The sequence below is a fragment of the Pseudomonas sp. Tav-5-1A genome (assembly GCF_055755055.1).
Genome location: NZ_CM146901.1, coordinates 3,104,586 through 3,128,357 on the forward strand (window position 1 = coordinate 3,104,586; position 23,772 = coordinate 3,128,357).

General features: G+C 66.4%; 19 protein-coding genes. 7 read left to right on the forward strand and 12 right to left on the reverse strand.

All coding sequences use genetic code 11. The annotated features are described in order from the left end of the window. Positions 1-45 precede the first annotated feature (45 nt). Positions 46-1,686 (forward strand): phosphoglucomutase (alpha-D-glucose-1,6-bisphosphate-dependent), encoded by a 1,641-nt coding sequence (pgm, locus tag AC0J42_RS14185; RefSeq protein ID WP_473006642.1) that lies wholly within the window; start codon positions 46-48, stop codon positions 1,684-1,686. Positions 1,687-1,739: 53 nt separating this feature from the next. Here the strand turns inward: pgm and AC0J42_RS14190 are convergent, their stop codons facing one another. After that, positions 1,740-2,438 carry a pirin family protein gene (locus tag AC0J42_RS14190; RefSeq protein WP_416424189.1) on the reverse strand — a complete coding sequence of 233 codons (699 nt, stop codon included), beginning with the start codon at positions 2,436-2,438 and terminating at the stop codon, positions 1,740-1,742. Positions 2,439-2,722: 284 nt separating this feature from the next. On the opposite strand from AC0J42_RS14190, the gene AC0J42_RS14195 reads away from it, so the two are divergent. Then, the gene (locus tag AC0J42_RS14195) at positions 2,723-5,185 is read left to right on the forward strand and encodes a UvrD-helicase domain-containing protein (RefSeq protein WP_473006643.1); all 2,463 of its coding nucleotides are present in this window, start codon (positions 2,723-2,725) and stop codon (positions 5,183-5,185) included. 210 nt (positions 5,186-5,395) lie between these two features. Here AC0J42_RS14195 and AC0J42_RS14200 read toward each other — a convergent pair whose 3' ends face one another. Beyond that, positions 5,396-5,671 (reverse strand): DUF1652 domain-containing protein, encoded by a 276-nt coding sequence (locus tag AC0J42_RS14200; RefSeq protein WP_416424191.1) that lies wholly within the window; start codon positions 5,669-5,671, stop codon positions 5,396-5,398. A gap of 373 nt (positions 5,672-6,044) precedes the next feature. Here AC0J42_RS14200 and AC0J42_RS14205 point away from each other — a divergent pair, with 373 nt between their 5' ends. From AC0J42_RS14205 to AC0J42_RS14220, 4 genes are all read left to right on the forward strand, one after another. Further along, positions 6,045-7,670 carry a methyl-accepting chemotaxis protein gene (locus tag AC0J42_RS14205; protein WP_473006644.1) on the forward strand — a complete coding sequence of 542 codons (1,626 nt, stop codon included), beginning with the start codon at positions 6,045-6,047 and terminating at the stop codon, positions 7,668-7,670. A gap of 69 nt (positions 7,671-7,739) precedes the next feature. Further along, positions 7,740-8,921: a pyridoxal phosphate-dependent aminotransferase gene (locus AC0J42_RS14210; protein WP_473006645.1), complete on the forward strand. Its 1,182-nt coding sequence runs from the start codon at positions 7,740-7,742 to the stop codon at positions 8,919-8,921. A 207-nt stretch (positions 8,922-9,128) separates the two neighbouring features. Then, a complete protein-coding gene (locus AC0J42_RS14215) occupies positions 9,129-9,932 on the forward strand; it encodes a class I SAM-dependent methyltransferase (RefSeq protein ID WP_416424194.1) in 804 nt (267 codons plus the stop codon). 551 nt (positions 9,933-10,483) lie between these two features. Then, entirely contained in the window at positions 10,484-11,230 is a 747-nt protein-coding gene (locus tag AC0J42_RS14220) for a hypothetical protein (protein ID WP_473006646.1), read from the forward strand. A 14-nt stretch (positions 11,231-11,244) separates the two neighbouring features. On the opposite strand, the gene AC0J42_RS14225 is transcribed toward AC0J42_RS14220, so the two are convergent. Next, complete coding sequence (locus AC0J42_RS14225) at positions 11,245-11,526, reverse strand: YkgJ family cysteine cluster protein (protein ID WP_473006856.1); 282 nt, start codon at positions 11,524-11,526, stop codon at positions 11,245-11,247. Between the two features lie 212 nt (positions 11,527-11,738). On the opposite strand from AC0J42_RS14225, the gene AC0J42_RS14230 reads away from it, so the two are divergent. After that, positions 11,739-12,470, forward strand: a complete 732-nt coding sequence (locus AC0J42_RS14230) for a hypothetical protein (protein ID WP_473006647.1) — start codon at positions 11,739-11,741, stop codon at positions 12,468-12,470. 19 nt (positions 12,471-12,489) lie between these two features. Here the strand turns inward: AC0J42_RS14230 and AC0J42_RS14235 are convergent, their stop codons facing one another. The 9 genes from AC0J42_RS14235 to thiM all read right to left on the reverse strand — a co-directional run bounded on the left by AC0J42_RS14235 (position 12,490) and on the right by thiM (position 23,672). Further along, positions 12,490-13,059, reverse strand: a complete 570-nt coding sequence (locus AC0J42_RS14235) for a hypothetical protein (protein ID WP_473006648.1) — start codon at positions 13,057-13,059, stop codon at positions 12,490-12,492. Positions 13,060-13,167: 108 nt separating this feature from the next. After that, on the reverse strand, positions 13,168-14,163 hold the full coding sequence (locus tag AC0J42_RS14240) for a nucleoside hydrolase (RefSeq protein ID WP_473006649.1): 996 nt from the start codon (positions 14,161-14,163) through the stop codon (positions 13,168-13,170). A 170-nt stretch (positions 14,164-14,333) separates the two neighbouring features. Further along, positions 14,334-15,332, reverse strand: coding sequence for a PstS family phosphate ABC transporter substrate-binding protein (locus tag AC0J42_RS14245; protein WP_473006650.1), 999 nt, complete (start codon positions 15,330-15,332; stop codon positions 14,334-14,336). Further along, positions 15,329-16,360 carry a PstS family phosphate ABC transporter substrate-binding protein gene (locus tag AC0J42_RS14250; RefSeq protein WP_473006651.1) on the reverse strand — a complete coding sequence of 344 codons (1,032 nt, stop codon included), beginning with the start codon at positions 16,358-16,360 and terminating at the stop codon, positions 15,329-15,331. The genes AC0J42_RS14245 and AC0J42_RS14250 overlap by 4 nt, the downstream gene beginning before the upstream one ends. 15 nt (positions 16,361-16,375) lie before the next feature. After that, positions 16,376-18,466, reverse strand: a complete 2,091-nt coding sequence (locus AC0J42_RS14255) for a TonB-dependent siderophore receptor (protein WP_416427600.1) — start codon at positions 18,464-18,466, stop codon at positions 16,376-16,378. A 253-nt stretch (positions 18,467-18,719) separates the two neighbouring features. Next, the gene (locus AC0J42_RS14260; RefSeq protein ID WP_473006652.1) at positions 18,720-21,125 is read right to left on the reverse strand and encodes a TonB-dependent siderophore receptor; all 2,406 of its coding nucleotides are present in this window, start codon (positions 21,123-21,125) and stop codon (positions 18,720-18,722) included. A 68-nt stretch (positions 21,126-21,193) separates the two neighbouring features. After that, positions 21,194-22,201 (reverse strand): FecR family protein, encoded by a 1,008-nt coding sequence (locus tag AC0J42_RS14265; protein ID WP_473006653.1) that lies wholly within the window; start codon positions 22,199-22,201, stop codon positions 21,194-21,196. Then, positions 22,198-22,752, reverse strand: coding sequence for an RNA polymerase sigma factor (locus AC0J42_RS14270; RefSeq protein WP_416424203.1), 555 nt, complete (start codon positions 22,750-22,752; stop codon positions 22,198-22,200). The genes AC0J42_RS14265 and AC0J42_RS14270 overlap by 4 nt, the downstream gene beginning before the upstream one ends. Before the next feature lie 65 nt (positions 22,753-22,817). Continuing rightward, on the reverse strand, positions 22,818-23,672 hold the full coding sequence (thiM, locus tag AC0J42_RS14275; protein ID WP_473006654.1) for a hydroxyethylthiazole kinase: 855 nt from the start codon (positions 23,670-23,672) through the stop codon (positions 22,818-22,820). Positions 23,673-23,772 lie beyond the last annotated feature (100 nt).

The following is a 23,772-nucleotide window of genomic DNA, read 5'->3' on the forward strand; positions in this document are numbered from 1 at the left end:
AAACTGACCCCACGTGTCCCCGATTTCCCTTTTCCGAGGTTATGCATGAAGCTCAGTCCATTGGCGGGTAAGCCAGCTCCAGCCAGCGTGCTGGTCGATATTCCGCGACTGGTGACCGCCTACTACACGGTCCAGCCCGACCCCGCCGAGTCCACCCAGCGCGTAGCGTTCGGCACCTCCGGCCACCGTGGCAGTTCCTTTGATGCAAGCTTCAACGAATGGCATGTGCTGGCTATCAGCCAGGCCATCTGCCTGTACCGCCAAGCCCAGGGTATCGACGGCCCGCTGTACCTGGGCGCCGACACCCACGCGCTGTCCACCCCGGCCGCCGCCAGCGCCCTGGAAGTGCTGGCCGCCAACGGCGTGCAGGTGATGATCTCGCACAATGACGAGTACACCCCGACACCGGCCGTGTCCCACGCCATCCTGTGCTACAACAAGGGCCGCACCCAGGGCCTGGCCGACGGCATCGTCATCACCCCGTCGCACAACCCGCCGCAAAGCGGTGGCTTCAAGTACAACCCGCCCAACGGCGGCCCGGCTGACAGCCACGTGACCAAGTGGATCGAGGCCAAGGCCAACGAACTGCTGGCCGACGGCCTCAAGGGCGTCAAGCGCATCAGCCACGAGCAGGCACTGAAGGCCGGCACCACCCACCGCCACGACTACCTCAACACCTACGTGGCGGACCTGGGCAACGTCATCGACCTAGACGCCATCCGTGGCGCCGGCCTGCGCCTGGGCGTCGACCCGCTGGGCGGCGCCGGGGTCAACTACTGGTCGGCCATTGCCGAGCAGTACAAGCTCAACCTCGACGTGGTCAACACCCACGTCGACCCTACGTTCCGCTTCATGTGCGTGGACTGGGACGGCCAGATCCGCATGGACCCGTCCTCGCCCTACGCGATGCAGGGCCTGATCGGCCTCAAGGACCGTTTCGACGTGGCCTTCGCCTGCGACCCGGACCACGACCGCCACGGCATCGTCACCCCGAACGGCGGCCTGCTGGCGCCGAACAACTACCTGGCGGTGGCCATCGACTACCTGTTCCAGCACCGCCCGCAGTGGCGCGCCGACGCTGCCGTGGGCAAGACCGTGGTCAGCAGCGGCCTGATCGACCGCGTCACCGCGCGCCTGGGCCGTCGCCTGTATGAAGTGCCGGTGGGCTTCAAGTACTTCGCCGATGGCCTGTTCGACGGCTCGCTGGGCTTCGGCGGTGAAGAAAGCGCCGGTGCTTCGTTCCTGCGTCGCGACGGCAGCGTCTGGGCCACCGACAAGGACGGCCTGATCCCGGCCCTGCTGGCCGCGGAAATCACCGCGCGCACCGGCCGCAACCCGGGCCTGGCCTACCAGGAACTGACCCGCGACCTGGGCGAACCGTTCGCCACCCGCGTCGAAGCCAAGGCCAGCCCTGCGCAGAAAGCCGCGCTGGGCAAGCTGTCGCCTGCGCAGGTCAAGTCCACCGAACTGGCGGGTGAGAAGATCGAGCAGATCCTCAGCCACGCGCCGGGCAACGACCAGGCCATTGGCGGCCTGAAGGTGATGACCGCCAACGGCTGGTTCGCCGCGCGGCCGTCGGGCACCGAGGACATCTACAAGATCTACGCCGAAAGCTTTGTCGACGAGGCGCACCTGCAGCGCCTGGTCGGCGAGGCGCAGGTGCTGGTAGACGCTGCCATCAGCTGATACGCCGCGTTTGCCGCATAAAAAAAGGGCCTGCAATGCAGGCCCTTTTTCGTTTACGCCACGTCCACCAGGACGATTTCGGCGTCTTCCACCGCGGTCACCCGCAGCACACGCTCGTCTTCCACCGCCACGCCATCGCGGGCCACGGCGCGCACGCCGTTGACTTCGATCACGCCCGTGGCGGGCACCAGGTAGGCCTTGCGGCCTTCGTCCACCACGTACTCGGCGGTTTCGCCGGCTTTCAACGTCGCGGCCACCAGGCGGCCATCGGCGCGGATGCGCAGGCTCACATCATCCTCGGCACGGCCGCTGGCCAGCGTCACGAAGCCTTCGCCACGCTCGCCTTTGGGGAACGGCCGGGCGCCCCACGACGGTGCTTCGCCGCGTTTGTCCGGGATAATCCAGATCTGGAAGATGCGCGTTGCGCCTTTTTCCAGGTTGTACTCGCTGTGGACGATGCCGGTGCCGGCGCTCATCACTTGCACGTCACCGGCTTCGGTGCGGCCTTTGTTGCCCAGGCTGTCCTGGTGGGTAATGGCCCCTTCACGCACGTAAGTGATGATTTCCATGTCGCGGTGCGGGTGCTGCGGGAAGCCGGTGCCGGGGGCGATCACGTCGTCGTTCCACACCCGCAGGTTGCCCCAGTTCATGCGTTTGGGGTCATGGTATTCGGCGAACGAGAAATGGTGATGGGCGTCGAGCCATCCGTGGTTGGCGCCACCCAAGGACGCGAAAGGTCTGAGCTGGATCATGGTGCACTCCTTAAGTGGAAGATTTGAATCACGGAGCTAGTGTCCCTCTTTCATAGATCGAAAAAAAGCGTAAAAAATTCGCCAAACCAATCAACTAAATAGATACAACCCCGTAGCAGCTGCCAAAGGCTGCGTCCGGCCATCTACCTATCCCAACGCCCGGGACGCGGCCTGCGGCCACTGCTACGGGATTGCGGCCGTTTGTAGGTTTGTGCGGTAAACGCTTGATTCATCAAGGTTTGGCTGGCAGTGTCTGAGGCTACAGAATCCATGCTGGTGCCCGCGTGTCTGAACTCCCCGCAGAACTTGTCCCTCCCGCCCAACTGCCCCTGCTCAAACGCCTGGTGGCGCGCCTGCTGGGCCGCGGCCTCAGCCGCCTCAGCGCGCAGCACCGCGACTCCTGGTTCCACGGCCACGTGGCCGGCCAGCGTAGCGGCCACGGCGAGGGCCTGCGCGAAGGTTACGAGCGCGGGCGGGTAGAGGGCTTCGAGGAAGGCCAGCAGGTGCTGGTGATCCGCGACACGCGCCCCGACGAGCACGGCGTGCCGGGAGTGGACGACTACCTGTTCGACGCCTGGAAGCTGGGCCTGACCGCCGAGCTGAAAAAGCGCATCAAGGCCGACGTCGCCGAACGCCTGCCAGCGGCGGCGCAACCCAGCGCCGCGCAGTGGAAGCTGATCTTCAGCGACACCCCGTCCACCTGCGTGATCGCCGGTGCCGGGGCCGGCAAGTCGACCTCGCTGGTGCTGCGCATGCTGGTGCTGCACCACTACCTGGGCATGGAGCTGGATGCCCTGACCGTGGTGACCTTCACCCGCGAGTCGCGCAAGGACTTCATCAATAAAGTGCTGCAGGTGTTTGGCCTGTGGGGTTATCAGCTCACCGGCAAGCAGGTGCGCGAGGTGGTGCGCACCTTCCACTCGCGCATTTTGCCGCTGGTGCGCAGCCTGCCGGGCTTCGGCCAGCTGCGTGCGTTCGAGAACCTCAGCAACCAGGCGCCGCTGCCGGGGGCCGAGGAAGACGCCGACAGCAACCCCTTCGACCTGCGCCTCAACGACGCCCAGCGCCAGCAGATGAACCTGGCCTACCGCGACCTGATGCAGGGCAACGAGCGCTTCGCCGAGCTGATTGGCCAGCTGCGCCGCCAGGCCCTGCAGCTCAAGGAACTGGACCGCGACCACCCCGACGTGCAGAAACGCGTGGCGGTGACCGAGCTGTCGTCGCGCCGCGACGAAGAACTCTGCGACCTGGTCGAGGACCTGTGGTTCAACGCCGGCGCCTGGCCAATCAAGGGCATCGAGCCCAGCCGCGAGACCGTGGACATCAACGGCAGCCGCTTCCACTTCCACGGCTACATCGCCGAGATGGACGCCTGGGTGGTGCTGGGCTTCGACCCGTCCCAGGACCAGCAAATGAAGCGCCCCGGCGCCAAGCTGCCGGTGTGGGCCGAGTGGGTGATCAAGCGCACGCTGTTCCAGGCGTTCTGCCCGAAACCGGTGATCTGGCTGGAAAACTACGCCCAGGCGCGCCGCCTGCTGGGCTCACTGGCCGCCGACGCCGTGGCGGGGCCGGGCTTCGACTATAAAGTGAAGGGGGAGCTGGTGGCCGCGCCGCTGCTGGACTGTTTTGTCGGCGCCGCCGGTTTCATCGAGAACCTGGGGCTGGACGTCACGGTTGCGGTCAACCAGATGAGCTTCCCCAGCGACGACACCGACCGGCTGTTCTTCGAGGCGCTGAGCCTGTACTGGAAGGCCTTCGAGGCGCACCTGCTCAAACAGTCACCGCCGGTGATGACCTACAACCGCATGTTCGCCCTGTTCGGCGAGAACAACCCGGAGAACCTGCGGCAGCTGGGCGACGAGATGCTGCGGCCGCTGTCGCACCTGATGATCGACGAGTTCCAGGACGTGTCGCCGCAGATCGTCTCCTGGCTGCGCGCCACCTTGCGCGAGATCCGCAGCCGCGGCCCGCAGCTGTCGGTGGGGCGCGTGGCCCAGCATTCATCGCTGCTGTGCGTGGGCGATGACTGGCAGTCGATCTACGGCTGGCGCGGCAGCTCGCCGAAGTATTTCATGGAGTTCGCCAAGCAGTTCCCGTCGCCGGCCACCACCCGCGTGATGCTGGCCGACAACTTCCGCAGCCACCAGCACATCATCGACGCCGCCGAACACCTGGTGCGCAACGCCCCGGCCATCGCCGGCAAGAAGGCCCGTGCCGCTGGCGAGCAGCCCGAGACCCTGACCCCGGTGCGGGTACTGGACCGCGACGACGAGACCATGGCCCTGACCGTGGCCGAGCACTACCAGCGCGGCGACTCGATACTGCTGCTGTTCCGCAAGGGCAGCGACCGCGCCGCGGCCGCCGAGCACCTGTTGCCCCTGCTGCAGCGCGACCAGGCCAGGCCCGCCGGCGAGCGGCAGATCAAGCAGCTGACCTACCACAGCGCCAAAGGCTTGCAGGCCGACGCGGTGTTCCTGCTGGGCGACTGCCAGCACGTCACCCGTTCGCCATACAAGAACCAGGTGTACCGCGCGGCAGGGCTGGGCAAGGCCGGCGAGCTGGAGGCCTACGACAAGGCCCAGCAGGACGAAACCCTGCGCCTGGCCTACGTGGCCGTGACGCGGGCGGTCAGCCATTGCTACTGGTACGTGGAACCGGCCACCAAGGACAGCGCGGCGCTGCCTCGCGCCTCCGACAACGTGGCCGGCGACAAACCGTTCTTCGATGACCTGCGCACTCCCACGTAGCAGCAACTGTCTTGTGGGAGCTGGCTTGCCAGCGAGCTTTTATGGCCCAACAGCTCGCTGGCAAGCCAGCTCCCACAGGATGTAGCGGCTGCCGAAAGCTGCGTCAGAGGCGCGCGCGGTGCCCCGGACGCGGCCTGGCGGCCGTTGCTACAGGAGCGAGCATAAAAAAACCGATGCCATGGCATCGGTTTTTTGTGGGGCAGGGGACGTTCAGCCAAACGCCGACAACGAATGCGGCGGCACGAACGCCTCCAGCTCCGCTTCTACCGCCTCGATGATGCGCTCCACATCGGCGGCGTTCATTACCGTGGCGCAGGGGATACCGGCAATGGCGATCAAGGTCTCGCCACTGGCCCGGTCAAAAAGTCGTGCCACCATGCTGCTGGGCGCGTCCATGCTGCCCTCGAACCCCATGGGGTGGAAGTGCCAACGCATGACCTGGCAGGCGTTGGGAAAGGTCATCTTGTTCATATGCCACCTCTGCATCGTGCAGCCTGGCCGGTGCGCCGGAATTCTTCGAGCGGCGTGCTGTCCCCGACCCTTTCAAGACTGTAAAAGTAGCATTGCCAAGGGCACTACAGGGGAGTTTTTTTAATTAAATATCATCCGCAAGTCGTGTTTTTTGATGCAGGTCATAAAATCCCCGACCGGTGGCAGTGGTATTAATGTGCCATAGGTTTGAGCGCAAACGTTTCACCTCTCATTAGTTAATGAAATCTCGATTTATTTTCAATAACCGCCTCATTTTTCTAAAGTTCTGCCGATAGCTCTGGCAAGCCACGTGACTTTCCGGCGCGCGTGGCGCGTGCCTCATCGGATCGCAGGGATGCCGTACCACCTTCTTGTCGAGAGCTACCTCATGTCCCTACGAAATCTGAACATCGCCCCGCGTGCTTTCCTCGGCTTTGCCTTTATTGCCTTGCTGGTCGTGGCGTTGGGGGTGTTCGCCTCCAACCGCATGGCCATCATTCGCCAGGCGTCCATCGACATGCAGACCAATCAACTACCCAGCGTCGGTTATCTTGGAAACATGGTCGAGGGTGTTGTACGTTTGCGCGTCACTTCTTTCCGTTTATTGGTTAACCGTGAACCGGAGATGATTGCCGATACCGACACACGCATGGGCGTCCTGGTTAATAAGTTGAAAGAAGCCCAACGCAACTACGCGGTGTTGCCGGCGGGGGCGGAAGAACAAGGGTTATACCGCGAGTTTGAAAGCTCGCTGAATACTTACTTGCAACTGCAATCGCGCCTGCAGGACCTGTCGCACCAAAACAAACTGGAAGACATGCGCACCCTGCTCAACACCGGCATCAAAGACGGTTCCGACAAGATGGGCGACCAGCTCAACCGCCTGGTGGCCATCAACCAGGCGGGCGCCAAGGCCGCCGGCGAGGAAGCCGCCGCCCAGTACAGCCTGGCCAACACCTGGGTGATCATCGTCTCGGTGCTCGCCTGCCTGATGACCGTGCTGCTGGCCTGGCTGCTGACCCGTAGCATCGTCAACCCGCTGCAGGTGGCCGTGAAGGCGGCGCAGACCATTGCCGACGGCAACCTCACCCAGCCTATCCACGTCGAAGGCAGCGACGAGCCGGCGCAACTGCTCAAGGCCTTGGGCCAGATGCAGGCTAACCTGCGCCAGACCATCGAGCAGATCGCCGGCTCCGCCACCCAGCTGGCCTCGGCGGCGGAAGAGCTGAGCGCGGTGACCGAGGAAGCCTCCAAGGGCTTGCTGGCACAGAACCAGGAAATCGAGCAGGCAGCCACGGCGGTCAACGAGATGACCGCGGCGGTGGAAGAGGTGGCGCGCAACGCCGTGTCCACCTCCCAGGCCTCGCAGGAGTCGAACCAGGTGGCGCTGCAAGGCCGCGACCGCGTGGGCGAGACCGTCGGCGCCATCCAGCACATGACCCAGGACGTGCAGCAGACCTCGGTGCTGATCGAAGGCCTGGCGGCCCAGGGCCGTGACATTGGCCAGGTGCTGGACGTGATTCGCGCCATTGCCGAGCAGACCAACCTGCTGGCGTTGAACGCCGCCATCGAGGCGGCGCGCGCCGGGGAAGCGGGCCGTGGTTTCGCCGTGGTGGCCGATGAAGTGCGGGCCCTGGCCCATCGCACCCAGCAGTCCACCCGCGAGATCGAGCAGATGGTCAGCGGCATCCAGACCGGCACTGGCGAAGCGGTGCAGTCGATGCAGCAGAGCAGCCAGCGCAGCCAATCCACCCTGGACATGGCGCGCCAGGCCGGCACGGCGTTGCAGCAGATCACCGAGTCGATCTCGCTGATCAACGAGCGCAACCTGGTGATCGCCAGCGCCTCGGAAGAGCAGGCCCAGGTGGCCCGCGAAGTGGACCGCAACCTGGTCAACATCCGCGACCTGGCCAACCAGTCTGCTGCCGGCGCGCACCAGACCAGCGCCGCCAGCCACGAGCTGTCGCGCCTGGCCGTGGGCCTCAGCGGCATGGTCGCGCGGTTCGTGATCTAACCAATGATGTAACTGCGCCCGCAGTGGTGGTAGGGTCAGGGGCCGCAAGCCTGCATAAGGGAAATGTGCATGCGCTATTCCGCCCTGACCCAACGTATCGCCGGTGACGGCGCCGCCGCCTGGAACATCCATTACCGCGCCCTGCGCCTGATCGAACAGGGGCAGGACGTGATCCTGCTGTCGGTGGGCGACCCGGACTTCGACACCCCGGCCCCGGTGGTCGAAGCTGCCGTGCAGAGCCTGCGCGCCGGCCATACCCATTATTCCGAAGTGCGTGGCAACCTGGCCCTGCGCCAGGCCATCGCCCGCCACCATGGCCAGTGCAGCGGCCGCGCCGTCGATGCCGACGAGGTGGTGGTGCTGCCGGGCGCCCAGTGCGCGGTGTTCAGCGTGGCGCAATGCCTGCTGGAGGCCGGCGACGAGGTGCTGGTGGCCGAACCCATGTACGTCACCTACGAAGCCGTGTTCGGCGCCTGTGGTGCCCGGGTGGTGCCGGTGCCGCTGCGGCCTGAGCATGGCTTTGCCCTGCAGCCCGCCGACCTTGCCGCACGCATCGGCCCGCGCACCCGCGCGGTGATGCTCAACAGCCCCCACAACCCCACGGGCGCCAGCCTCTCGCGCGCCACCTGGCAGGCGGTGGCGCAGCTGTGCATTGAGCACGACCTGTGGCTGATCAGCGACGAGGTCTACAGCGAGCTGCTGTATGACGGTGAACACATCAGTCCGGCGAGCCTGCCGGGCATGGCGGCGCGCACCGCCACCCTCAACAGCCTGTCCAAGTCCCACGCCATGAGCGGCTGGCGGGTCGGCTGGGTGGTGGCGCCGCCGGAGCTGGCCGGCCACCTGGGCAACCTGGCGCTGTGCATGCTCTACGGGCTGCCGGACTTCGTCCAGCACGCCGCCCAGGTCGCCATCGAGGCGCCGCTGCCGGAAGTGGCGGCCATGCGCGACACCTACCGCCAGCGCCGCGACCGGGTGTGCGCGGCGCTGGAAGGCTGCCCCGGCGTGCGCGCGGTGAAGCCCGACGGCGGCATGTTCGTGATGGTCGACATCCGCGAGACCGGCCTCAGCGCCCAGGCCTTCGCCGACCGCCTGCTGGACCAGCATGGCGTCTCGGTGCTGGCCGGGGAGGCCTTCGGCCCCAGCGCCGCCGGCCACGTGCGCATGGGCCTTGTGCAGGACGCCGAACGCCTGGAAGAAGCCTGCCGCCGCATCGCCTGCTGCGCAGTGCAGGTGCTGGAAGCCCGTTAGCGGCTTGTCACCAACCTTGTAGCCGCTGCCGCCAGGCTGCGCTGGCCGTGATGTGCGCTGGAGATCTCCAGGAGCCCCCATGGCCAGCGCAGCCTCCGGCAGCGGCTACGGGAATGGCGTGGGTTTGGATACTCCTTGAAACAACCCGTGCAATGAATGCCCTGGGCAAGCGGTGCTATCTTGGGCGCCCTACAAGGAGCCCCTGTCATGACGACCCCGACTGCCGCGCACATGATCGCCAGCAACAAGCACGCCTGGGACGCCTCGGCCGACCTGCATCGCCAGACCCCGGCCTGGCAACGCCTGCTGGCCAGTTTCAAGGACCCACGCTACTCCTGCCTCGACACCACCCTTACCCAATGCCTGCAGGAGGTGGGCGTGCAGGGCAGGGACGTCATTCAGCTGGGCTGCAACAACGGCCGCGAGACCCTGTCGCTGCTGGCCATGGGCGCACGCCGCGCCGTGGGTGTAGACCAATCGGTCGCATTTCTGCAGCAAGCCCGTGAGCTGGCCGCAGCCTCCTCACACCCCGCCGAGTTCATCGAGGCCGATATTCACCACCTGCCGGTCGAGCTTCAAGGCACGTTCGATGTCGCGCTGATTACCATCGGCGTGCTCAATTGGATGCCGGACCTGCAAGCGTTCATGGCGTGCGTGGCCAGCACCCTGAAGCCCGGTGGCCAGTTGGTGATCTACGAGACCCATCCGTTCCTGGAAATGTTCGACCCGGCAGGCGTGGACCCTTTCAGCCCCAGCGATTCCTATTTCCGCGCCACGCCCGTGGTGCTGGAGGAGGCCATCGTCTATGAAGGCGATGCCCCGGCCATGGCGGCTCCTTCCTACTGGCACATCCACACCCTGGGCGAGATCTTCACCGCGCTGATTCGGGCAGGCCTGCAGCTTCGCCATTTCCAGGAATACCCCCATTCCAACCGCGAAGAGGCCTACGACCAATACGAAAATCGTGCCGCGCAGCTACCCATGTGTTTCACCGCAGTAGCACTTCGCTGACGGATATTTGGCGGGTAGCTCATTTCTGGTTTTTATCCATTCCAAGTCGACGACTGGCATGACAATTTCTTCATCTTCGTTAGGTCCAAGTGATAACGACTGCTAGTCTCACTTCAACGCCGCAGGTTGCGCCTTTAAAGGGGCGCCGCGGTACCAAGGATGAACATTGTGAAGCGGCGGTCAGCCGGCAGGCCGGTAGGGAGCTCCCTGGCGTGCCGGGCGGCCGCGAAGTGCTTCAGCGCGACCTGGGCGTGATCAGTACCAGGTCAGGGACGAGCCCGCTCGTGTCTTGCCACCAGAGCAGCCGTAACCGCACAACGAGCCGGGTTTAGCTTGTCTGCCGATTCGCCTCGCCTGCCATAGAGGCCTGAGCTCAAGGATCAATCGACACTGCCCGGCCGTAGGTGGGAGCGCCCACCTCGATGCACTGTCCTGTATATGCCCGCTGGATGAACCTGCCTTGACGCACTGCCCCTGGGACGGCACGCGGCTGGGCGCGCGACTGGCGGCTTCTAACAACCTTGGGTCAAAAGAGAGTTGGGGAGATGGACATGCAATACACCTATTTCAGTGACGAACAGATCAAGGCATTGACGCAAACCATTGATCAACAGGGGTACGCGGTGCTGCCGAACTGGGCGAGCCCCGAGGAGCTGGAGGAAATACGCGGGCTGGTCAGGCGCTCGGTGGCCGCAGCGGGCAATAGCTATGTGGCCCTGACCGGGCAGCAGGCGGTGATGGGCTCGACGCTGTATGACTGGGGGCGTTCACCGGTCATGCTCGACCTGTGCAAGCGCGTGGTCACCCAGGCCACTGGCCGTGCCGCCAATGACGACGGTTTGCACCAAGTGTTGCGTTGCCTGGTGGGGGACAGCGGCCGGCGCGAATCGATGATCTTCCATTACGATTCCTACGTGCTCACCACCATCATGCCGGTGTGCCTGCCCGAGGGCGCCAAGGGCGACCTGCTGATGCTGCCCAGCAAGCGGCCGTTGCGCGAGACCTACGCCATGAACCTGCTGGACAAGCTGAAGATCGACAACCGCTGGAGCCAGCGCTACCTGATCAACGCCTACCAGAAGGGCAACAAGCGCTTTACCCAGGTGGCCATGGAACCGGGGAACATGTACCTGTTCTGGGGCTACCGCTCGCTGCACACCAACCTGCCGGCCGACCCCAACGGCATCCGCGCCACGGCGGTGTTCCATTACGACAACCTGCACGGGGCCAGTTCGCTGGTGGGGCGCATTCGCTCGTCCCTGGGCCACGTGCGGCCGCGCCCACGGGCGATGGTATGAGGCGGTAGGGGCGGTCAGGGCACCTGGCGTTCTTCCAGGCAGTCACTGCCGCCCATTTCGAATTCCCGGCAGATCAGCGGGCGTACGCGGTAGATGCTGCAACTCATGGTGCGGCGGTCCAGGGCCGCGCACCAGCCGTCATCCAGGCGCGCCATGGTCTGCGAGCCCCAGTCATCGGTGGCGATGAAGCGCTCGGGCACGCCGGTGTCGGTGATCAGCATCACCTCCAGGCGGCAGCACTTGGCGGCGCAGGTGTCGCACGTGGCAGTGGGGTCGAGGACCGGCAGCGTCTGCAGCGGTATCAAGGGCTTCATCCTGGAGGGCGTGAACGCAGAGGGTACCGGGTCTGCGGGCAATCACAAAGCGCTGCGGATGACAGCGCCGTGAATCCCGACCAATTGCTGGGCGATGGCGGCCTCTTGTCGGGTTTTGCCGGTGGATCGCACTTTTTGCCGATTTGGCCCTCTATACCTGCCACTGCCGTCGCCAGGACACCCCGCCCAGCCCGATGATTTCGACGTTTTCCGCCTTGCCTCGTTTATTGGCGCTGTTGGCCTGCCTGCTTGCCGTGCAAGGGTGCAGCCGCCAGACCGGCCAGGACATTGCCACGCAGATCGGCAATGGCAAGCCCGACGAGTTCTTCCAGACCAGCGTCGACCGCATGGCCACCCTGGCCATGCACGACAACCTGCAGAGCCTGTACCTGCTGATGAACAAGCTGTACCTGCGCAACCCCGCGCAGTGGAAGCGCTCCGGCTTCCTCGATGCCGCTACCGCCGAGCGCCAGGTGCGCCAGGCCATCGAACAGCAGCAGCCGCTGCCGCAACTGGGCGGGCGCAAGGACCTGGCGGCGTTGAGCTACGCCATGAGCCCGGAATTCCTCGGTGACCGCGTAGGCGCGTTCATCTACGCCATCGGCAGCATGCTGGTGACCGCCCACGGCAACCGCCTGGCGTTCTACATGACCGACAGCCTCAACCCGCGGTTCATCAACAACGCCGCGCGCAACATCGAGAAGGCCACCTGGCTGCTCGGCCAGCGCCAGGACGCCCAGGGCGAGCCGTTGCTGTTCTCCAACGCGATATCCGAGGAAGGCAGCAACCTGAGCTTCGCCACCGAATTCGGCAAGATCGTCGCGCGGCTGGACCTTGTGGCGCAGATGCTGGACGAACGATATAGACGGATAGGTCTGAATTACGCCCAGAGCCTGTTGTTCCTGAATTTCCTACCGGTGCAGTAGACCCGGGTGGATGCAGGTTCTACAGGTCTGTGACCTTGACGCTTGCTACGACCTGGTTGGCGTTACTCAGATAATAGGTCTCGTCGAGCGCGGCATACGCGGGGCGTACCAACTGCAGCGTGACGCCTGCCAAGGTTTCGCCAGGCAAGATTGGCCCCGTCCCCGCAGCAAACGTAAGTCGAACTGTTACCGAATTGCCGTGCAAGTTGCATTGCGGGGTAAAGCCGTTCGCCAAAGGCAACGCGGAGAGGTTGGAAATTGCTCCCTGAAAGGTGCTGCGCAAAACATCGGCGCCGGGCGAGGTAATATAGAATCCGTCCTCGATGTCTCGCTGTGGCAGGTCCTTGAACCCCAGCAAGACGCTTTGGGAACGCTCGCATTCAGGTACCGGCCATAGTCCAGGCACTTGCGAGACGCTGATACCGGTACATTGCGCTGGAGTTGGCTGGGCCCCGTTAATGATCTCGACCGTATCGCCGAAGGCCAGGCGGCCCGCCAGCACCTGACAGTCGGCGAAAGTACCGAGCGAAGGTTTGTAGAACGTCTGGTTTACATAGGCCACCAAAGGTGGTGTGGGGTTTGCGGTCATTTGCTGGTCATCCCGTAGGGTCTGGGCGTGAACGCCCGATAGGGCTATCTTCAGCCAAGACCGGCTGCGCGTAACCTGATAGAAATGACAGTCGCGCCCCCCGCCCTCTCAAGCGCCGTTTATGACCTGCGCGAACTGCCGCGCAAACTGCGTTTGCGACACGCCCAGCACAATGTCCACTTTGCGCGAACCGCTGGTTTCCACCCGCAGCTGCCCACAATGGTTGTCATGCTCGTCCTCGCCCAACTCCACCGACAGGTACTGGCTGTCGACCTTGTTGGCCGTCACCGCGCCGGTCATCAGCAGGGTAGCCAGCGGGTCGAAGATCGGGACTGGCAGGTTGCCCTCGGCGTTCTCGTGGGTCTTCTTGTCGAAGATCCCGCGCACCAGGTTGGCGACCGGGTCGGTGGCGGTGATTTTCGCCTCATAGCTAGCATCGAGGATCACCTGGTTGCAGGCGTCCAGCGGCACCAGGGTCAGCGGCAGTTCGGACTTGAGCAGGCGATCGGTGGCCAGCGGGTCGACGAACACGTTCCATTCGGCGTAGTGGTTGCTGCTGTAGCGGCTGCCCTGGTCCCAAGCGGGCAGGGCGCCGTTCAGGGCGGCGACGTTGCCGTCCACGTACACGGCGCCGGCCATGGCATGGATGCGTTCAATCTTGGCCAGGTCGCTGGCGGCGGGCTTGAGGTCCAGCAGCTTGGCGAAGTTGGTGAAGCCGCCCAGGGACAGGATGGTGACCTTGCCCGTGGCGCTCTTGAGCGTGTCATGCAGGAACTCCCACGCAGGTTTCGGCGACAGGGTTGGCAGTTCCTTGGGGTTGAGGCTGCCCAGCAGGCCCATGATGTCGTTCATGTCGTTCTTGAACAGCTGCGGAAATACATTGTTCAGGGCCAGCGGCACGTCGGTGCCACGGGCCACCGGCACGTGGCTGTGGTTGCCGATGCCCAGCAGGTGCTGGGCGATGATGGTGCCCCAGCCCAGGTCGGTTTCGCCGCAGCCGGTGACCGTGAGGCCGATGATCTCGATGCCGGGGTCTTTCATCAGGTAGGCGATCGACAGCACGTCGTCCCAGCCCATGTCCGAATCGATGATGACCTTTTTCATGCTGCTCTTCCTTGATGGTGGGGGTAAGGATTCCCAGTGTAAGTGGGCATTGGCGATCCCGCACCTACCGTAGCCGCTGCCGCAGGCTGCGCTGGCCCTGAGCCACGCTGAAGATTGTCAGCGAACACACAGGCCAGCGCAGCCTGGCGGCAGCGGCTACGGGATTGTGGCTACAGTTCCCGCAGTTTTTGCCGCTCGCGCGCCAGGTCGGCGGCGCTCAACGGCACGTAGCCTTCGGCGCTGGCCGTTTGCGCGCGCACCAGGGCCTGGCCTTCGTCGCTCAGGGCCATCTGCAGGTAGGCCTTGATGAACGGCGCTGGGGCGTTGCCGACGAACAGGTGCAGGTACGACGACAGCGGGTAGGCGCCCGCGGCCACGTCTGCCAGCGCCGGGCCATGGGCGGCTTCGCCGGCCTTGCTGGCCAGGGGCACGATGTGCAGGCCGGGGGCCAGCTTGGCGCCATTGGCCCAGCCGGTCAGGCCGATGCCATGGCTGTCACTGGCCACGGCCTTGAGCACCGCGCCGACGCTGTCCAGCGCCTCGTAATGGGGGCTGAAGGGCCGGCCGCCGAAGCGGTCCATGCGCTGGTTGGTGGCGAAGCCGCCGTCGTCGCGCAGGCCGTACACGTGGATGCGCCGCAGCGCCCACTCGCCGGTCAGGCCCAGCTGCCCCCAGGTATTGATGTCGCCACCCGGCTGGCCGGCGGTGGCCAGCTTCGCCAGTTGCTCCACGGTGAGCTGCTTGAGCGGGTTGTCGGGGTGCACGTACACCGCTGGCGGGGTCTTGCCGTTGGTGCGCGGACCATGGCCCGAATAGCCGATGCGGATGTCCAGCGGCGCCTGGCCGAACACCTGTTCATAACCGTGCAGGTCGCCCAGCCACGGCTCGCGGGACAGCGGCGCAATGGCGGTGGCACCGGAGGTCAGCGCCGGCAGGCCCACCGAGGAGCCCTTGGCGGTGACGGCGAAGCGGAAGCCGGGGTGCTGGCGGATGAACAACGCGTTCAGCTGCTCGATCAGCGGCTGCATGCCGTCGTTGCCGATGATGGCGATGGCACCGTCGGCCGTCAGGTAGCTGGCGTTGGCGGGCGGTTGCAGGGTGTCGGCCTGGGCCCAGCCCAGGTGCAGGCACAGGCCCAGGCAGGCCGCGCGTTTGAGGAACGTGATCATAGCGGGGCAACCTCGTCGAGTTTGGCCAGTTCGGCCTGGGCTTGGGCGGCGCTCAAGGGGAAATAGCCCTTGGGCTGGTCGGCGATGATCTGCTGGCCCTGGCGCGACAGCACGAAGCGCAGGTACTCGCGCACCACCGGGTCCACGGCCTTGCCGGGCTCGCGGCGCAGGTACAGGTACAGGAAGCGGCCATAGGGGTAGCGGCCGTCGCGCACCTGGGCCTCGGTGCCGGTGGTCAGCAGGCCCTGGGCGTCGCGAATCGGCAGCGCCTTGATCTGCGCGTTGTCCAGGCCGATGGCCGCCACCGCCAGCCCGGCCGGGTCGGCGGCCAGGCGCGCGAGGATGGCCTCGGTGTTGCCGTAGCCTTCGTAGCTGGGCGCAAGAGCCCGGCCTTGCAGGTGGTTGCTTTGCATATAGGTGCCGAAACCGGTGAACTCCGGGGTGCCATAGGGGTGGATGCGCCGCTCGCGCCATTCACCCTTGAGGCCCAACTGCCCCCAGGTGGACAGGTCGCCCTCGGGGTTGCCGAGGCTCAAGGTGCGGCGCACCTCATCGGCGCTGACCTGGGCCAGCGGGTTGGCGCGGTTGACGTACACCGCCAGCGAGGTGGCCAGGTGCTGGGAGGTGTCGTTGGCGGCCAGGGCGATGCGGATCTCCAGTGGCGCGGCGCCGACGATCTTGCGGTACGCCTTGATCTCCAGCGGGTTGATCTCGCGGCCCATGGCGCCAAACAGGGTGACGCCGTGGGTCAGCAGCGGCACGGCGCTGGTGGTGCCCTTGGACTCGTCCTGGAAGCGCCAGCCGGGGTGCTGCTGCACCAGGGCGGCGTTGAAGCGCTCGACAATGTAGCGCACGTGCTCGGCACCGCCGATGCGGATGGCACCGTCGGCGGCCAGGTACGGCGCGTGGGCGGGAGGCAGCACCGCCTGGGCGGTGTAGGGCGGCAGTCGCGGGTCGACGGCGGCGTGGGCCGGCAGCGCCAGCCACGCGGCGCTGGCGAGGGCCAGCGCGCGGGTGATCAGGTTCATGGTCAGTCCTTGGGGTTAGAAGGCGAGGGTGGCCTTGGCGATGACCTGGCGCGGTTCGCCGATGACGATGGCCGGCGAGCCCAGGCCGCTGCTGGAGACGTAGTAGGTCTCGTCGAACAGGTTCTTGACGTTCAGCTGCAGGGTCAGGTCCTTGTGGTCGAGCTTCATCTTGTAGGCCACGAAGGCGTCGGCGACCTTGGCCGAGGGCAGCCAGTATTCGGTGCCGGTGCCGTCGTTGGCGCCCCACTTGCTCATGTAGCGGCCGCCTGCGCCTACGCGCAGGTCGCCGATGCCGACGTGGCCGAAGTCGCGGGTCAGGTACAGGGCCGCGGTGTTTTTCGACACGCCGTCCAGCGGCGTGCCCTGCAGAATCGGGTCCTTGGTCCATTCGGTGTCGGTGTAGGCGTAGCTGCCGGTCAGGCTCCAGAACTCGTTGAGCTGGCCGCTGACGTCCAGTTCCACGCCGCGCGAGCGTGCTTCGCCGCCCAGCCGGGTGCAGGTCTCGGTGCCGCAGGTGGCGCTGGTCTGCACGTTTTTCTTGGTGATGGTGAAGGCCGCGAGGCTGGCGGTGAGGTAGTCGTTCTGGAACTTGGTGCCGATCTCGTAGGCCTTGGCCTCTTCGGGCGCCAGGTCACCGATGACGGTGGCGATGGAGGTGTTGGGGCGGAACGACTCGGTGTAGCTGCCGTACACCGACCAGTCCGGCTGGATCATGTACACCAGGCCCAGGCGCGGCACCGCCTTGCTGCGGTCGACGTCGGCGCCGACCACGAAGGGGCGGCCCTTGCCGGTCAGCTCGGTGAACGACTCGTAGCGCAGGCCGGCCTGCAGAATCCACTTGTCGGTCAGGTGAATGGCGTCCTGCACGAACAGTGCATGGGTGTGCAGCAGGTCGGTCTGGTCGCTGTTGGCGGCGCTGACGCGGCTGGGCACCGGCACCTGGCCGTAGACCGGGTCGTTGTAGTTGAAGCCGGTGTCGTTGACGTTGCGGATCAGGTCGCCCAGGGTGCGGTCGTTGTGCATGTAGTCCACGCCCACCAGCAGCTCGTGGCGCATGCCGGCGAACTGCAGGTCGCCCAGGGCGCTGACGGTGGCGGTGTGGGCCACTTGCAGGGCGTCGCGGGTGGCGTCGCCGCGGCGGGTGACCTGGCCGGTGGTGAAGTTGGCGGAGATGTAGCGCGACTGGTGGTCGTTGTAGTAGTTGCGGCTGTAGCCGTAGCCGGCCTTCAGGGTCCAGTCGTCGTTGAGGCGGTGCTCGGCGGTCAGGTTGAACGCGTCGGAGCGGCCGGTGGTGATGTTGAAATGCTCGTCCAGGCGGCGCGTGCGCGGAATATCCAGCACCTTGCCGGTGGTGGTGTTGATCTGCGTGCCGCGGTCGAAGGGCACGCTGTATTCCATGTGCTCGTAGGCGGCGGTGATGGTGGTGTCGTCGCCGAACCACGACAGCGACGGCGCGATGACCTCCTGGTCGGTGCTGCCGAAGTTGCGCCAGTAGTCGGTCTGCTGCTTGTCGTAGATCAGGCGGTAGGCCAGGCCGGTGTCGCCCACGGGGCCGGTGGTGTCGAGCTGGCCGCCACCGCCGCCGAAGCTGGTGCCCCAGCCGGACACGCTGGTGGCTTGGGTGAGTTGCGGTTTCTTGGTGACCACGTTGATCACCCCGCCTGGGTCCTGCACGCCGTAGAGCATCGACGCCGGGCCCTTGAGCACCTCGACGCGCTCGGTGGTGGGGGTGAAGTTGCGCGCCTGCACCGACTGCATGCCGTCGCGCATGATCGAGTTGTCGCGGTTGGTACCGAAGCCGCGCTTGATGATCGCGTCCTGGGTGCCGCCCAGGGTGTTGCCCTGCTTGACGCCGCTGACCGCGTTGATGGCTTCGTCGAGGCTCTGGGGCGCGCGGTCTTCGATGACGCGGTGGGTGACGACGTTGACCGAGGCGGGCACTTCGATCAGCGGGGTCTCGGTGCGGGTGGCCACGGTGGAGGCCACGGCCTGGTAGCTGGTCTGGCTTTTTTCGGTGGTGGTGGGCGCCACGGCGGTGCTGTCGATGTTGGTGGCGCCCAGTTCCACGCTGTCGGCGGCCCACAGGGGCTGCGCCAGGCTGAGCATCAACACGCCGCTGGCGCAGGCGCTGCGGTAACGAAGGGTAGGGGTGGAGCCGCTGGGGGTGAAGGAGGCGGTCATGCGGGTGCTCTGCGTGAAGGGTGTGAATGGAAATGGGATTGCCTTTCATTCACAACACGGAGCTCGACGGGAAACACCTCAGTAAAAATTTGAATATTTTTTCAAATCCCGTGGGAGCTGGCTTGCCAGCGAGCTGTTGAGGCCCTGAAGCTCGCTGGCAAGCCAGCTCCCACAAAAATCAGAACGACAGGCTGGTGCTCAGCACCACCTGCCGCGGGTCGCCCACGGCGACCACGTAATTGCTCACGGCCGAAGGGTAGTAGTGGCGGTCGAACAGGTTATTGACGTTGAGCTGCACCCGCACCTCGTGCCCGTCCACGCGGGTGTCGTAGCGGGCGAACGCATCGGTGACGGTGTAGGCCGGCAGCTTGAAGCTGTCCTGCGGGTCGCCGGCGCGTTCGCCCACGTAGCGCGGGCCGCCGCCGATGTGCAGGCGGTCGCCGCCCAGCAGCGTGCCCAGGTCGTGGGTCAGGTACAGCGAGGCGCTCTGCCGGGGCACGTTCTGCAGCGGGTTGCCGCGTAGCTGCGGGTCGCGGGTGACCCAGGCGTCGGTGAAGGCATAGGCCGCCATCAGCTCCCAGCCAGGGGCGAGGCTGCCACTGGCCTCGAGCTCGAGGCCGCGCGAACGCACGGCGCCGGCGTTGCGGCTTACCGGCAGGTCGTTGACCGTCTCGCTCACCAGCACATTGCGCTTGCGGATGTCGTACAGCGCGACGCTGGCCGACAGGCCGTCGGGGTGTTCGTACTTGAGGCCGGTCTCCCAGGCCCTGGCCTGCTCAGGACGGATGGTGGAGTCGATGATCTGGTCGGTGGCGGCGTTCAACGGCGCGATGCTGGAGTTGGGCTTGAACGACTCGCTGTAGCTGGCGTACCACGACCAGTCCGGGGCGAAGCGGTACACCAGGCCGGCGCTGGGCACCCAGGCGCTGCCGTTGATGTCGGTGTTGGCGTGGAACGGCCGGCCGCGCCCGGCGTACTGGTCGTAGCTGAGCAGGCGGGCGCCGAGGATGGCCAGCCACTGCTCGTTCAAGTGCACCGAATCGCGTAGGTACAACGCTGTGGTGCGCAGCCGGTCCAGCTGCGCGCTGGAGCTGTCGGAGACACTGGTGGGCGCCACCTCCCGGCCGTACACCGGGTTCATGTAGCTGAAGGTGGCGAGGCTGTTCTGCCGCAGCAGGTCGTCACGGTAGTACAGCCGGTGCTCTTCGCTCAGGCCCACCAGCACTTCGTGTTCCAGGCCCAGCCAGGTGGGGTTGCCCGACAGCTCCAGCTCGCCCTGCTGGGCGCGGCTGACCGAGCCCAGGGTGCCGTCCATGCTGCGGGTGAGGGTGCCGGTGCTGGTGTTCACGCCGGTGATGCGCACCTGGTAGGCGTCGTAGGTTTCCTCGTTGTAGCTGTAGGCGGCGTGGGTCTGCCAGCCGTTGGCCAGCTGATGGTTGTAGCTCAGGCGCACCCGCTGCGAACGGCCGGTCATGTCGTTGAACGGCTCGTCCAGGCGCCGGGTGTAGGGGATGTCCAGCACGTGGCCGGTGTCGGGGTTGATCACCGTGCCGCGGTCGAAGGGGGTGACGAAGGTGCGCTGTTCAAACGCCAGCTGTACCTCATCGCGCTCGCCGTACCAGGCCAGCGAGGGCGCCACCAGGGTTTCCCGGTGCACGCCGTAGTTGCGCCAGTAGTCTTCGTCCTGGTGGTCGAGGATCAGCCGGTAGGCCAGGCCGCTGTCGCCCAGCGGGCCGGTGCTGTCCAGGGTCACGGCGCGGCCGTCGCGGTCGTGGGCGAAGCTTGAGGCCTTGGCCTGCAGTTCGTTGTGGGCGGTCAACTGCGGGGTCTTGCTGACCACGTTGATCACCCCACCGGGGTCCTGGATGCCGTACAGCAGGGCAGCGGGGCCCTTGAGCACCTCGACGCTGTCGGTGGTGGCGTTGAAGTTGCGGCCCTGCACCATGGGCATGCCGTCGCGCAGGATCGAGCCGTCGCGGTTGTCGCCGAAGCCGCGTTTGACCAGGGTGTCCTGGGTGCTGCCCAGGGTGTTGCCCTGGGTCAGGCCGCTGACGTTGCGCAGGGCGTCGTCGAGGTTGCGCGGCTGCTGGTCGCGCAGCACGTCATTGTTGACGCGGCTGATGGACTGCGGCTGTTCCAGCCACGGGCCACTGCTGCGGTTGACCCTGGCGACGCTGGCGGGCTGGTAACGGGCCAGGCGCTCGCTGTCGATGTTCAGCGGCTGCAGCAGGATTTGCTGGTTGTTTGCAGGCGGGCTGCTCAACGCCAGGGTATGGGCATCGGTGCGGCGGTAGGCCAGGCCGCTGCCGGCCAGCAGCCGCGCCAGGGCCTGTTCCACGGTGAGCTGGCCGTGCACGGAGGGCGCTTGCAGCTGGTAGGGCGCATCGTCGGCGTAGACGATGTTCTGCCCGCTCAGGCGGCTGAGCGCGGCCAGGGCATCGGGCAGGGGTTGGGCGGGCAGCGTCAGGCTCAAGCGCGCTTCGGTGCCCTGGGCGGCGCCGGCGTCGGCCTGGGCCGCGGTGGGCAGGCCCAGGGGCGTCGTCAGCGCTGCTGCCAGCAAGGAAAGTCGCAACCGGCAGCGCATCGGATCAGGCTCTGGGTCAGGGATTAAAGATGCGAATATATCTCATTATCTTTAATGTTGCATCCCTTTCAGCGAATGATCAGCGTGCCGCCTGGCAGCCGCTGCGCCGAATAGCCCAGCAGGCCCTGGAAGGCGGCGAGCATCACCTGCGGGTCGTTGCTGGTGAAATCGCCGCTGACCGGGCGCGCGCCCAGCTCGGCGTTGAGCAGCACGATGCGGCCCGGGTAGTAGCGCTGCACCACGGCCAGGGCGTCGGCCAGGGGCTGGCGACGGAAGCTGACATGGCCGTCGCGCCAGCCGAACGCCTGCTGCGGGTTGACGCTCTGCAGCGCGCCGGCGTGGCCTTGCTGGTAGTCGACGCGCTGGGCGGCGGTGAGCATCACCGGGGCGGCATCATGCTGCGGCTGCACCGCCACTTTGCCTTCTTCCACGGTGACCTGGGTGGCGGCGGCCTCGCGGCGCACCTCGAAACGGGTGCCCACCACGCGCACTTCGCCGTCGCCGGTGTGCACCACGAACGGCTGGCCATTGTGGCTGACGTGGAAGAACGCGGCGCCACGGCGCAGGGTCACGTCGCGGCCCTGTTCGGTGAGTTTCACGTCGATGGCGCTGTTGCCGTCCAGTTGCACTTCGCTGCCGTCGGCCAGGGTGATGTTGCGCAGCTGCCCAGGGGCACTGTGGTAGTCGGCCTGCAGGTCATCGAGCCAGCGTTCGGGCTGCCAGGCCATGGCCAGCACGCCCGCCAGCACCACGCTGGCGGCCATGGCCAGGGCCACCCGGCGGCCACGGCGGGTCGGCGCCTTGGCACGCCGCAGCAGGGCCTGCAGCACGGCGTCTTCCTCGCGGGCCAGTTGCGCAGCGCCCGGGCCGGTGAGGCGCCACAGCCGGCGCGCATCGCGGTAGGCCTCGGCGTTAGCCGGGTCATGGCTCAGCCAGCGCTGCAGTTCCTGCTGTTCCAGCAGCGGCAGGCGGCTTTCATCCAGGCCGGGGTTGTCGGGTTCGGCCGCCAGGCGGGTGACCCACAGCAGGGCCACGTCCTCGCCGGCGTGGCGCGGTGGGGGGCTGACCACGTTCATTGTCTGGCCTTCACGGTAGGGGCGTCGACGCTACTCTTGCAGGCCTGCAAGGCGCGCATCATATGTTTTTCCACGGCGCTGGCGGAGATGTCCAGTGCGCGGGCTATTTCGCTGTAGCTCTGGCCATGGATGCGGTTGAGCAGGAACACATGGCGGGTGCGCTCGGGCAGTGCGCGCAGGGCGGCGTCCACCTGCTGCAATTCGTGGTTGGCCTGGTGGCCGTCTTCCAGCGGCGTGGGCGCGCCCACCAGTTGCTCGGGCAGCAGCGCGGTCTCGCTGCGCAGGCGGCTGCGCTGGCTGCGGATATGGTCGATGGCCAGGTTGCGGGCGCTGCGCATCATGTACTGGCTCATGTCCTGCACCTGCACGTCCTTGCGCCGCCACAGGCGGATGAACAGCTCCTGGCACAGGTCGGCGGCGGTGGCGCGGCAGGCCACCCAGCGGCTCAGCTGTTTTTCCACGCGCCCCTGTTGCTGCAGGAACACCTGCAGCATGTCCTGCGCGCCGGACGTGTCGTCGGCGCTGGGTTCGGGAGGTGGGGGTTTGCGCATGGGGATGGGCTGGCCGGGGAAACGCGCATGATAAGCGCTTGCAGGCACAAAGGCCACGGTCGCGGCTACAGCCGTGTGCCCTCGACCTGCGCCTTGGCGCGAATCAGGCGGGCGTCCACCAGGTCCAGGCCATCGAGGAACGCCGGCACGAAGGAGCCCGGCCCGCGGGCCTGGCGCTCGGCGTATTCGGCAGCCAGGGCGAAGTGCACGTGGGCGGCGGCCACCGCGCAGAAGCCGTCCTGGGTAGCGGCCGCGTAAGCGGCCACCAGCGCGCCCAGCGCGCAGCCAGAGGCGGTCACCCGGGGCAGCAGGGCGCTGCCGCCGGCGATGCGCAGCAGGTAGTGGCTGATGTCGCCCTTGTCGTCCTGCACCTTGCCGACCACATGGTCTATAGGCCCGGACGCAGACACGCAGCTGGCGTGCTGCAGCAGGCTGATGGCGGCGTCGACGGCATCGGCCGGGTCGTTGGAGCTGTCGAAGCCCTTGGCGTGGCTGGCACCCAGCCCGGCCAGGCCGATGATTTCCGAGGCGTTGCCGCGGATCACCGTGGGCCGGAAGGCCAGCAGCTCGGCGGCCACGCCGCCGCGCCAGGGCAGGGCGCCGGCGCCGATGGGGTCGAGCACCCAGGGCTTGCCGATGTCGTAGGCGGCCTGCACGGCCAGGCGCATGCCTTCGACCTGGGCGGTGGTGGGGGTGCCCAGGTTGACCAGCACCGCGCCGGCGATGCTGGCGAAGCCGGCGGCTTCCTCGGGGTTGTCGACCATGGCCGGCGACGCCCCGGCGGCCAGCAGCACGTTGGCCATGAAGTTGGCCGACACCACGTTGGTCAGGCACTGCACCAGCGGCCCCTGGGCGCGCAGGGCGGCGTGGGCGCTGATGATGGTTTCGACGGTCGGGGCCTGGCGGGCGATGGGCAGCATGGTGGGCAGTTCCGGTAAGGCGGGAAAACGCCAAAATACCTGTTTGCAGCCGTCCTGTCGCCCAGCCTGTCCAAGGTCCGCCGGACGCGGCGTGTCCCCC